This is a genomic window from Acholeplasma equifetale ATCC 29724 (assembly GCF_000687735.1).
In the GTDB taxonomy this organism is placed as follows: Bacteria; Bacillota_I; Bacilli_A; order Acholeplasmatales; family Acholeplasmataceae; genus Acholeplasma; species Acholeplasma equifetale.
Genome location: NZ_JHXL01000016.1, coordinates 1 through 10,589, shown reverse-complemented (window position 1 = coordinate 10,589; position 10,589 = coordinate 1). Strand labels below are relative to the sequence as shown.

Genomic DNA, 10,589 nt, shown 5'->3' with positions numbered 1-10,589 from the left:
GTTCTAATGAAATTGTAGCACAAACTATGATAGAATATATAAAATATTACAATGAAACACGAATACAAGCAAAATTAGGTTATCTATCTCCTGTGGAGTATAGAAAGTTAAACCGATTATAACTTTTTTTATTAAGTTCCATTTCTATGGGTCAGTGTCGTTCAACATATTTATTTATATTCAATGGGAAATGCTGTGAAAGATATTTAATTTCATTAGATTTCCCACCTGGGTATTTCAATAACGGTTTTAGTTCTGCCATATTTTCTCTTCTCAATCTATCTATAAGATAAACAACCTTATTTAATAATATACCAACTATATATTTTATCTCCAATTATGATGATATATAAATATTTAATTGTATCATTTCGTAACTTTTGATGTCATTTAGAATATGATTAATCATAATTTACCAATGAATCATATTCTTCAATACTTGTTACACCATCAATAACTAATTGTTTAAAGTTATCTTTTAAGAATGTAACTTTAGATTTAATAATATTTTCTCTAATATCTTCTGTATTAACATCCTGGTTTTCAATTAATTTCTTTAATTTTTTATCAAAGTTAATAACTTCAAAGACAGCTTTACGACCTCTATAACCTGTATTGAAACATTCACTACATCCAACAGGTTTATAAATATAAGTATCTTTACTTACGCCAAGACGTTTTGCTTCCCCTGCTGTAACTTTAACCTTTTCTTTACAATGAGGACAAAGTTTTCTTGCAAGACGTTGAGCAATTGATCCACTAATTGCGTCTGCTAGTAAGTATCTTGGAACACCCATATCCATTAAACGTGTGATTGCACCTACTGCATCGTTTGTATGTAGTGTTGAAAAAACTAAGTGTCCCGTAATTGCTGCACGAATAGCCATTTGTGCAGTTTCTTCGTCACGAATTTCCCCAATCATGATAATGTTCGGGTCTTGTCGTAAAATCGCACGTAAGGCACTAGAAAACGTTAAATTAGCTTTTGGATTAATTTGAATTTGATTAATGCCTTTTAATTGGTTTTCAACAGGATCTTCAACTGTTGTAATGTTGACATCTTCTCTATTTAATTCTTTTAAGAATGAATAGAGTGTTGTTGTTTTACCAGAACCTGTTGGTCCTGTAACTAAAACAATACCGTATGGTTTTTCAATCATGCGTTTAACTGATTCAAATTGGTCTTTAAAGAAGCCTAGAGATTCAAGTGATAAACTATTCATCTCCATGTTATAAACACGGATAACGATCTTTTCTCCATGAATGGTTGGGATTGTTGAAATACGGAAATCAAAATCTTTCTCATTGATAGTTAATTGAAGTTTACCATCTTGTGGAATACGTCGTTCTGCAATATTAAGGTTTGCAATAATTTTAAATCTTGCAAGCAGTTGTTGAAAGATTGGTTTAGGTAGTTTTGTATTTTCAACCAAGTGACCATCGATCCTAAATCGAACAGTGACATATTCTTCAAATGGTTCAATATGGATATCTGAAACATTAGATGCAACAGCTTCTCTTAATAGAGAATCTGCAAGTTTTACTGCAGGTGAGTTTGCAAGAACGATTTCATCAATTTCATCATCCTTAACATCTTTTGAAAGTTCACTACCTAATACTTCTTTTTTACGTTGTTTATTTTCAATGTATTCAAAGAGTGTTGTTATGTTTGTTGGTGTGACCAGTACTACCTCGAGTGGTAATTTGTAATAAGCCTTTAATTGGTTTGTTTTTACTAGATTGTGCGGTTCCGAGATAGCAGTTAATAATTTACCGTCTTTATTCTTAAACGGTAAAATATTTAATTCTTTTAAGAAATAAAGTGGTGCAGCAGAGATTACCGCATCTTCAATAGATAAAGAACCAACCTCACTTAAAGGTAGTTGATAAAAGACACTTAATAGTTCATACATTTCATCTTCTCTATAAACCTTTTGGTTTATGAGATATTGATAAAGGTATGCAACTTTAGCATTTGCTTCAGCTAGTAAATTTTTAAGTTTTACTTGATCAACTTTTGGATTCTTTTCGATTAAAAATTTATAAAATACTTCATTTATATACATATAGTCACCACCTTAAATACTACTCATCATTGAAATCATTGGTAAGAAGATTGATAGAATAACAAATCCAACTAAACCACCAGCAAACACTATCATCGTTGGTTCTAACAGTTGAGTTGCTTTACTGATTGTTGTTTCTAATACTTCATCATAATAGAGAGATGTAATGTCTAATACTTCATCTAAGTTACCTGTTGATTCACCAACGTTAATCATTTCAATTAACATTGGTGGAAAAAATGAAATGTGTCCAATTGAACGGTGAATCTTTTTACCACGTTTAATTTCATCGATAACATATTGGAATTTGGCTTCAAAGACCACATTATCCATTAATTTACCAATAATACCAATTGAATCCATGACGTTTAATCCACTAGAAACAAGTACTGATAAACCTTTAGAAAAACGAGTTGTTATCAAGTTGTGATTTATACTTTTAATAACTGGTAAATTAAGTTTTAACCAATCTTTAACATATCTTCCTGTTTTAGTCTTAAACCAAACCCATACAACCAAAACAAATGAAATCAATCCAAATATAATGAAAACCCAATATACTCTAAAAAAATGACTCAACCCTAAAATAAATTTAGTGATATCCGGAAGTTCCGCATTCATTTGAAGCATAATAGATTCAAATTGTGGAACAATGAATGTGACCAGAAAAATAAAAACTGCAATGATTACTACAAACAAGAAGGTAGGATAAACAATTGCTGTTGAAGCTTTTCTTTTCAATTTACCATCACGCTCATAAAAGTCAGCTGCCTTAATTAAAACAGTTGGTAATTGTCCTGAAACTTCTCCTATATATATCATATTTCTAAAATAAGTTGGAAAGATTTTTGGATATTTACCTAATGCCTCACTTAAAAGAGATCCTTTATATAACTCTTCTTCCACTTTCGTTAAAATATTTTTTAATGCACCTGATTTAGTTTGGTTATTAATCGTTTTAACACCATCTTCTACTGAAATTCCAGCAGAAACCATAATCGATAGTTGTCTAATAAATAAAACAACCTCATTTCTAGATGGTGTAGATTTAACCATCAAAAATGAATTAAGTGTTTTATTTTGTTTCAATTTAAAACTTAAAAGATGTAATTCCTGCTTTTTGAGTTTAACCTTTAAATCATTCTCATCGAAAGCATCAGTTTCTCCTTTAAATTTCTTACCTGAGAGATCCTGTGCTTTATAAGTGTAATAAGGCATAGAGTACACCTCCTAATAAATCCATATAGAAATTAATAAGTGTTTCACCAAAGAACATATAGATGATTGCAGCATATACTAAATATGGACCAAATGCAATTTCACTATCTCTTTGTTTTACTTTAACTGCAATTAAAGTTACTTCTATAATTGATGCAATAATGCATCCAATTAAAAATGTAAAGATAACACCTTGCCAACCAATTAGCATTCCAAGTGCAGCTAAGAGTTTTAAATCACCAAAACCCATCGCTTCTCTTTTATAAATCTGTTGTCCAATCCATCTCACTATAAATATGATTAAAGCACCAATTAAAAACCCTAGTCCATTTATCCATAGAATGTTTAAATCTGTAAATGCTTGATAGATTGTATATATTAGACCTAATACTAAAATGGAAAGATTTAATCTATCTGGAATATATTTATGTTCATAATCAATTCTTATAATTGGAATCATTACAGTAATTGTTAAAACATAAATAAAGAATTCTATTTGGAATCCAAATATTAAATGAGTAAATAAATATAACACTCCAGTCAAAAGTTCTGTTATCGGATAAAGAATTGAAATCTTTTCACCACAACCAGAACATTTACCTCGTAAAAATATATAACTAAAAACTGGTATGAGTTCATACCATTTTAGTTCTTTATGGCAATGTGTACATTGAGATCTACCTGTTGAAATTTTAATACCTCTAGGTATACGGTAGATAAATGCATTTAGGAAACTGCCGATTAAAATGCCTAGGATAAATATTAAAACTCCCATGGTGTCATAATCCATTCTTCGATTACACCTGTAATCGAAACTTTTACCTCAATTTTAAATCCTTCAAATACAATTTCATATAAATAACCATCATTGATTTCAATATTGATATTTTGATCAAGTGCTTCTACATAATAGTTTTCTTCTACTTCTAGCATTAAGATATCCTGATAAAGTTCAACATATACTTCTTGAGCATATGTTTGAAGTTTAAGTTTATTTTCAATTTCTTGATTTCTAGATTCATAGAAAGCATATTTAGACATAATAATTGAAAAGACAACAATAACTAGTAAAGAGACAACAAGCATCGTAACAGCTGTGATACCAAGAATCATACCTTTGTTAGATGGGTTTTTCATGAAACCACCCACTTTCCAAGGTTAATTTTTGATTTATATTTATATATATTCGTATGAATATCTTGAATTTCTAATTCATAAATACCATCGCTTAAACTGAATTTGTAAGTCACATGAAAATATGCTTCTTGAATTGATACAAGATTAAGGTTCTTATCGAAATAAATAGTATGCTCGCCAATTTCAAAATACGTAGGTTCAGCAAGATATTGATTATGAAGATTTTCAATGAGTCTATGTGACCTCCAAGCATCTTCCTTTTTAAGCTGATAGCTGCTAATAAGGGAAATTACCCCTAGAACAGACAACAGTATTGTAGAAATAATTGCTATTGAAATCACTACCTCAAGTATTGTAAAACCTTTTTTCAACATCATTAAAATCCTTTTTGCTTTTTATAATTATCGATTATTAATTGATTTAATTCTTGATTATTCATTTGTTCGAATTTATATTGTTTTAAAAAAACATTTTCGTCAATCAATGTCTCATTGTCGGATAATAACTTAAATTTTATTTGTGAAATTTGATCTGTTGATACCTTGTAATATGCATACAATGTATTTAAATTTTTAATAAATGACATTTCATTAAATTCATCTAAATTTAACATTTGATATTCTCCTTGATGATACATATGGAGACTGTATTTTTCCACTTCATCTTTAAGTAAGAAAACACTTAAATCTTTTCCAATAGCAGATTGTAAAATGTCTTTAACTAAATAAAATTTACTTTTTCCCAATTTCAAATCTTTGATTAATACCTGAATCATATCTAATTCTTCTTTGGGAATCATATCTACATAAACTGTTAAATACTTTTTATTATTCAGATTAAACTTAAGATTTACTTGGTATTGTGATAGATCTTTATATAACAGTTTCAATTCTTTAAAGACTAACATTTTAGCCTTAAAAAATGACATTTTTGGAAAATTTAATGTGTGATTAATTGTAATGTCTGTGTCGAGTAAAACATCTACGTTCAATTTATATTCTTCATTGTTTTGGAGTTCATCTTTTATAACACTTTTAAATGTTAAATAATCAAAAAACGGACTTAATTTGATATCGTATCCTTCTTTAATTAAATATTGAATTTTCTTACTAGTCATAAAAATTATGATTTTTTTTTTCAATGTTATCCCTACTTTTACGATTTATAATAATTTAATGATAGATATTCTGATTCGTTAATCCACAAATGAACAATTATTAAATGACCATCTATATTAAATTCTAAATTTTGAATATATCTAGTGATAAGAATCGTATTTCCGTTAATATTAAAACTTAAATTAGATTGATCAAACGAGATAATTTGTTCATTATCAAGGATTAGTTCATCTTCAACCAATTCGACTTGGTTCGCTTGATCAACGTAATTTTCTATATATTTATCAATTAAATAGATTTCATCAAAAGTAATTTCTTGATATTGATTTTTAGCAAGAAGATTAGAAACAAAAATTGTAATACTAAAAACAGTTAATAAAATGATTGCCGTCAATGAAATTGCAGTAATTAATTCGATTAATGTGAATCCCTTTTTCATATTTCACCTAAACAAAATTCATTATAATTTTATTTTAATCTAAAAATATGTTCTTGAGTTAAAAAAGAGGGTGTATTCAAGAGAGTCCACCCTCTGATAACTCTTTAAATTAATTTTTAACTTGCGAAAACAACTGCGATGGCAGATTCTAAAACTACACCTTCTAAGCTTTCGTATTGTAATTTTAATGATGCATTAACTGTAAATGCTCCATCAAACTGAGAAAGACCTAAATCTTCTAAAAGTGCAGAAAGAAGATCATTCATCACTGTTAATTGGCTTTCAACTAAACCTTCAACTTCAGCACTAAATACTAAAGTAGTTGTGTTGCCAATGATTTCTAAATCTAATCTGTGAGTATCATCATCAGTGGTTACACTGATTTGTTCAGCTGATAGAGCTGAAGCTTTCATTACGTTTTCGATTTGTACTAATTCTTGGTTTGCTTTAGATTTGTTGGCACTTTCAATAAATACGCTATAACCTACGATTGATACTGTTGATAGTACTGCAATAATTGCGATAACTACAATCAGTTCAACCAACGTGAACCCTTTTTTCATTACTGTTTTCATTATGATTTTCTCCTATTTTCTAAAATTTAGCTATTATTTAGCAGAAACTACGAATGTGCCGTTAGATTGTGCTACTGAGTGAGTTGCAGAGTTAACATAATCAGATGGATCAACTTTGAATACACCACCTTTAATAAATGGAGTCATTGCACCATAACTGAATACATCATCAAAATTACCACCAGTAATTTCAACTGTTTCAGTTGGATTCTTTGGTTGTCCACCAGTAAAGCCAACATAACCTACGAAAGTACCACCACTAATTGTAATCTTAGTGTCTGCGAATGAAGCACCGAAAGTATAAGAATAGAATGCAAATCCATTTTCAGAAATTGACTTCATTACGCCACCAGTTACAACTAATTCAGCTTTTTGAATACCTGTACTACCAGGTAATTGAAGCCAAACTGCTCTTGTACCTTCAACAATACCACCATTAACAGTTACTTTATTAAGTTTAGTCGCGCTATTTGCAAATTGTCTAATAGCAAAGTTATAGCCGTGTGCAATCTTACCACCGTTAATGATAACAAGTGCATCAGCTGTACCACTGTTGTTATCTATTACATATGCTGCAGCATTAGATGCTGTTGTACGGTTTTCAATCCTTCCACTTTCAACCGTTAAAACACCTAAGTTAGTAATTGTATTGTTTGCATAAGTAGGAAATGGATCATTAGGATCGTTTGGATCCCAATCAGTATCTGGATTTAATGCAATGTTAGCAATTAAACCAGTACCAGAACCATCTTTGTTAATGTCTGTTGCGTCTTGAATTGTTAGATTACCTCTATTAGTAATTAATGCTGTTGCACCAGTTAAATTAGCTGTAAATACAATCGCATGTCCATTTAATTCAAAAGTTTTAGTATGACCAACTGGAACTACAATACCATTTGAATCTTCAACTACAATATCATCCATTAAAACAATTAAACCTTGTTCTTGAGTCATTGCTGTTTTGAATTCATTATAGTTATGAACTAGGAAGTCCGCAACATGATAGTTAATTGTTACAGAGACACCTTCATAAGTAATTGTAATTGTTTTCTTGCCGACTGAACTTGTATCTAAATTGCCATTTACAAGTCCTGTAACAGTTAAAGCTGCATCATTAATTGATTTAGCTTGTTGGACAATACCATTTACAACAACATCAACTGTGAATTGATCTGCTGGAACTACATCACCAACTGCATAATATGCATCTGGTGCTTTATTGACTTTAAGTTCAGTAATATCATTTACTTCGCCACATGCTACCATTACTAATGCTGATAGCAACATAACTGCTAGTGTTAGAATTTTCTTCATTTATTATTCTCCCTTTTTTTAATTTGTTACTACTTTTACTTTAATTTTTACGAATGCAATAATGCCTTCGTTATTAAACGCCATAAATGATACAATTCTTACTGAATCACCTGCACTTGAGATATCTGCAACAAATCCAGTAATATCTGGGTTAGCCGCTTGGAATGGAGCTAAATTTAACTTCATTTCAGCATCAACTTCCGTTAAATCGATGAATAATGCACCAGAAGCATCAACATTTACATCAATACGACTTTTATCAAGTTCCTCTAAAATTGCATCTGATATTAATGTGTTATTGGCTTCATTTTGTGCAGCTAGTACAGATGCATCAACTTTTTTTGCATTTGATTTAACATTTACACCAAGTGAACTATGAAGAACTAATGTATTGTTTCTATCCTTGACGTTAATTTCAATATCACCTAGTAAATATCCAAAAGCATTCGGTCCTATATATCTCACTGATCTTGGAATAGTAATTTTAACACCTTCTGCTAAAGTATATTTTTCATAAATATTTGGGTCAAAAATTGCTTTTATATTTCTTTCAAAAATAACTCTTTCAATTTCTCCACCTGCATTAAAGGCGTTGCTAGCTGATATAAATAAGGTTGTCTCTGGCTTAAATGCTTCATAAACTGAGACCAATCCTAATTCCATAGCTCTTTCCCTTAATGCATCATACATATTTTGATTTTTAATATTTCTGAAATCTCTTACCCAATCAGCAAACATTCCAGTTTCGTTCAAGAAGATTTTTCCTGTTCCAAATAAATCTTCAAATGTAGAGTTCCCAAAATTGACGACTCCAGATTTAAGTGGTTCAATACCATCTCTTGAATACTCTATTTTATTAGTACTCTTATCAAAATAGTAAACACCATACTTATATCTTGGTCTAAACGAGATTTGATCAGATATATCAGTTAAAATATATGCAATATCATCATAATCGAGGTCTATAGCACTTAACTTTTTCTCAACTAGTGTAAGTGATAATAAATCATTCATGTTCTTTAACTCTTGTTGGTCAGCTGAAATGTTTGCTTCATCAATAAACATATTATAACCAACAAATGCGACCGTCGAAAGTATTGCTATGATAGCAATAACCACAATCAGTTCGACTAACGTGAAAGCCTTTTTTAGTGACTTCTTCATTTTCGGTCTTCCTTTCTAAATTTTTTTCATTTTTTTGAAAATATATACACTTTCATTGTATAAATTATGTGAGAATATGTCAATAACTAGACCTTATTTTGTCTTTACCAAAGCTGAGGAAATCGTTTTACATTGAAAATTCAATTTATATAAATAAAAATCCGCATCTTCAAGGCGCGGTTTTTCTCACACTCCTACAAGGCTTTATTACTGGCGACCCCCATTTGAGGGTCTTTCTATTTGCCCAATTGCCTTTGACACTCTTACTTACCCGTAAACGGGTCTTCATACTCCTTGATGATCTTCTTATCCGCTAGTTGATCATCTAACTCTTGGTTCCTGATATAATTTGCTACTGTTTGCTTGTTTAGACCTATGGTCGAAACGTAGTATCCTTCTGACCAGAAGTGTCGAGATCCATAGTTGTATTTCAAATTGGCATGCTCGTCAAAATACCACCCAAACTAGCGGTAAGTTCATTCATGGGGTATTTGAAGGGAAAAAGCAGCTTGATGATTTTTGACGAGCATGTGGGTATAATCTGACATCGCATGTGCCTCGACTATTTCCACGCCTTTGTATTCACACAGGCGTCGAATATACTTGCCAATATCACTTCTCAATTTTTCATAGATTCCTTTTCATCGATACTTTGGTGTGAAGACTATGTGGTATTGGCAGTTCCACCTTGTATGTGATAAACTACTTGTATCATCGTTCTTCATTGTTCTGATGATAGAATCCTCGTTGGTTTAATTTGGTGTAAGGCAATTGGTCATTATCATTATACCAACCAAGAGGATTCTTTTTGTTTATCGCTACTGCTTCTTTGTTTCCACCCGCATAGCAGGTGGTTTTATGTTAGTCTACGACCAATATAATAAAAAGGTCTTATAGCGACCTATTTAATCATCCTTGTAAGTATTTACTTGAGTATCAAGTCAAATTTGAATAGTACCACTTGAATGACAATAATCAAGGTAATTGTGACACCAACCCATGTAATATAACTCAAACCTAATGCTAAAGGTAACATTGATGCAGCAAGTTCAAATACTGAAAATGCTCTAATAAATGTTAATACACCTTGATGCTGTGTGATGTACCATATAATCGAAAGCAATAAGACAATACCTGCAAAACATATTGTTAAGAATGGTCCAAAATGTGCATTTCCAAAAGGTAAGAGATCATAATAATTTGTAAAGTGTATGATGGTTTCTACTGGGTCTGGTGCGAATCTCATTACAACACCAAAAGGTAAAGCACCAAGTAAAAAGACTGCAATCTGAGGTATCAATAAAAATAAATGCTTTTTCTTCATATATATTCACCTTATCCCCTAAAGTTTAATTTAATTTTATCAAATAATAAAAAAAGAGTCAGGACAAGTTATTAGGTCACTGACCCATAGAAATGGAACTTAATAAAAAAAGTTATAATCGGTTTAACTTTCTATACTCCACAGGAGATAGATAACCTAATTTTGCTTGTATTCGTGTTTCATTGTAATATTTTATATATTCTATCATAGTTTGTGCTACAATTTCATTAGAAC

General features: G+C 30.5%; 13 protein-coding genes and 1 pseudogene. 2 read left to right on the top strand and 12 right to left on the bottom strand.

Annotated elements, in window-relative coordinates:
* Positions 1 to 11: 11 nt before the first annotated feature.
* Entirely contained in the window at positions 12 to 122 is a 111-nt protein-coding gene (locus T434_RS07770) for an IS3 family transposase (RefSeq protein WP_425393904.1), read from the top strand.
* Between the two features lie 279 nt (positions 123 to 401).
* On the opposite strand, the gene T434_RS0105985 is transcribed toward T434_RS07770, so the two are convergent.
* The 10 genes from T434_RS0105985 to T434_RS07265 form a co-directional block, all read right to left on the bottom strand.
* The gene (locus T434_RS0105985) at positions 402 to 2,066 is read right to left on the bottom strand and encodes a GspE/PulE family protein (protein WP_035358578.1); all 1,665 of its coding nucleotides are present in this window, start codon (positions 2,064 to 2,066) and stop codon (positions 402 to 404) included.
* Positions 2,067 to 2,078: 12 nt separating this feature from the next.
* Complete coding sequence (locus T434_RS0105980) at positions 2,079 to 3,284, bottom strand: type II secretion system F family protein (RefSeq protein WP_026400297.1); 1,206 nt, start codon at positions 3,282 to 3,284, stop codon at positions 2,079 to 2,081.
* Positions 3,265 to 4,074, bottom strand: a complete 810-nt coding sequence (locus T434_RS0105975; protein WP_026400296.1) for a prepilin peptidase — start codon at positions 4,072 to 4,074, stop codon at positions 3,265 to 3,267. Before T434_RS0105975 ends, T434_RS0105980 begins: the two co-directional genes overlap by 20 nt.
* Positions 4,047 to 4,421, bottom strand: a complete 375-nt coding sequence (locus tag T434_RS0105970) for a hypothetical protein (RefSeq protein ID WP_156934105.1) — start codon at positions 4,419 to 4,421, stop codon at positions 4,047 to 4,049. The genes T434_RS0105975 and T434_RS0105970 overlap by 28 nt, the downstream gene beginning before the upstream one ends.
* Positions 4,418 to 4,795, bottom strand: a complete 378-nt coding sequence (locus T434_RS0105965) for a type II secretion system protein (RefSeq protein WP_281172695.1) — start codon at positions 4,793 to 4,795, stop codon at positions 4,418 to 4,420. Before T434_RS0105965 ends, T434_RS0105970 begins: the two co-directional genes overlap by 4 nt.
* 2 nt (positions 4,796 to 4,797) lie before the next feature.
* A complete protein-coding gene (locus tag T434_RS0105960) occupies positions 4,798 to 5,538 on the bottom strand; it encodes a hypothetical protein (protein ID WP_162150792.1) in 741 nt (246 codons plus the stop codon).
* Between the two features lie 38 nt (positions 5,539 to 5,576).
* Positions 5,577 to 5,978, bottom strand: coding sequence for a prepilin-type N-terminal cleavage/methylation domain-containing protein (locus tag T434_RS0105955; RefSeq protein WP_026400292.1), 402 nt, complete (start codon positions 5,976 to 5,978; stop codon positions 5,577 to 5,579).
* 116 nt (positions 5,979 to 6,094) lie between these two features.
* Positions 6,095 to 6,553, bottom strand: a complete 459-nt coding sequence (locus T434_RS07585; protein ID WP_026400291.1) for a type IV pilin protein — start codon at positions 6,551 to 6,553, stop codon at positions 6,095 to 6,097.
* 33 nt (positions 6,554 to 6,586) lie between these two features.
* Positions 6,587 to 7,867 (bottom strand): bacterial Ig-like domain-containing protein, encoded by a 1,281-nt coding sequence (locus tag T434_RS0105945; RefSeq protein WP_026400290.1) that lies wholly within the window; start codon positions 7,865 to 7,867, stop codon positions 6,587 to 6,589.
* A gap of 18 nt (positions 7,868 to 7,885) precedes the next feature.
* On the bottom strand, positions 7,886 to 9,031 hold the full coding sequence (locus tag T434_RS07265; RefSeq protein WP_035358571.1) for a prepilin-type N-terminal cleavage/methylation domain-containing protein: 1,146 nt from the start codon (positions 9,029 to 9,031) through the stop codon (positions 7,886 to 7,888).
* A gap of 434 nt (positions 9,032 to 9,465) precedes the next feature.
* On the opposite strand from T434_RS07265, the pseudogene T434_RS07760 reads away from it, so the two are divergent.
* Positions 9,466 to 9,561 (top strand): annotated as a pseudogene (locus T434_RS07760) (transposase); the annotation flags it as partial.
* Between the two features lie 395 nt (positions 9,562 to 9,956).
* On the opposite strand, the gene T434_RS0105935 reads toward T434_RS07760, so the two are convergent.
* Both T434_RS0105935 and T434_RS07750 read right to left on the bottom strand, forming a co-directional pair.
* Positions 9,957 to 10,355: a hypothetical protein gene (locus T434_RS0105935; protein ID WP_026400289.1), complete on the bottom strand. Its 399-nt coding sequence runs from the start codon at positions 10,353 to 10,355 to the stop codon at positions 9,957 to 9,959.
* A 112-nt stretch (positions 10,356 to 10,467) separates the two neighbouring features.
* A complete protein-coding gene (locus T434_RS07750; protein WP_425393904.1) occupies positions 10,468 to 10,578 on the bottom strand; it encodes an IS3 family transposase in 111 nt (36 codons plus the stop codon).
* Between the last annotated feature and the right edge of the window lie 11 nt (positions 10,579 to 10,589).

Bases quoted from the DNA above. Each gene is read 5' to 3' on its own strand.
- T434_RS0105985 (WP_035358578.1), bottom strand. From the start codon at position 2,066: ATGTATATAAATGAAGTATTTTATAAATTTTTAATCGAAAAGAATCCA.
- T434_RS0105980 (WP_026400297.1), bottom strand. From the start codon at position 3,284: ATGCCTTATTACACTTATAAAGCACAGGATCTCTCAGGTAAGAAATTT.
- T434_RS0105975 (WP_026400296.1), bottom strand. From the start codon at position 4,074: ATGGATTATGACACCATGGGAGTTTTAATATTTATCCTAGGCATTTTA.
- T434_RS0105970 (WP_156934105.1), bottom strand. From the start codon at position 4,421: ATGAAAAACCCATCTAACAAAGGTATGATTCTTGGTATCACAGCTGTT.
- T434_RS0105965 (WP_281172695.1), bottom strand. From the start codon at position 4,795: ATGTTGAAAAAAGGTTTTACAATACTTGAGGTAGTGATTTCAATAGCA.
- T434_RS0105960 (WP_162150792.1), bottom strand. From the start codon at position 5,538: ATGACTAGTAAGAAAATTCAATATTTAATTAAAGAAGGATACGATATC.
- T434_RS0105955 (WP_026400292.1), bottom strand. From the start codon at position 5,978: ATGAAAAAGGGATTCACATTAATCGAATTAATTACTGCAATTTCATTG.
- T434_RS07585 (WP_026400291.1), bottom strand. From the start codon at position 6,553: ATGAAAACAGTAATGAAAAAAGGGTTCACGTTGGTTGAACTGATTGTA.
- T434_RS0105945 (WP_026400290.1), bottom strand. From the start codon at position 7,867: ATGAAGAAAATTCTAACACTAGCAGTTATGTTGCTATCAGCATTAGTA.
- T434_RS07265 (WP_035358571.1), bottom strand. From the start codon at position 9,031: ATGAAGAAGTCACTAAAAAAGGCTTTCACGTTAGTCGAACTGATTGTG.
- T434_RS0105935 (WP_026400289.1), bottom strand. From the start codon at position 10,355: ATGAAGAAAAAGCATTTATTTTTATTGATACCTCAGATTGCAGTCTTT.